Consider the following 213-nt stretch of genomic DNA (forward strand, 5'->3'; position numbering starts at 1 on the left):
TGGCGACGGATGTCGGTACCGGCAACGGAACGCTGAACTTCAACGCCGACGGTTCCTACACCTTCACGCCGGGTGCCGACTTCGACAGTCTGGCCGCGGGCGAAAGTCGCGACGTCACCTTCAGCTACACCGCCACCGATAACGATGGCGGCGTGAGTGAACCCAAGACTGTCACCATCACCGTCACCGGCACCAACGATGAGCCGGTGGCTC

General features: G+C 62.9%; 1 protein-coding gene. It reads left to right on the forward strand.

The features are described 5' to 3' along the window. Positions 1-213, forward strand: a 213-nt coding sequence (locus BTW08_RS18725) for a VCBS domain-containing protein (protein ID WP_139313736.1), incomplete at both ends; no start/stop codon positions are given.

The organism is Salinicola sp. MH3R3-1, assembly GCF_001937155.1.
Lineage (GTDB): Bacteria > Pseudomonadota > Gammaproteobacteria > Pseudomonadales > Halomonadaceae > Salinicola > Salinicola halophyticus.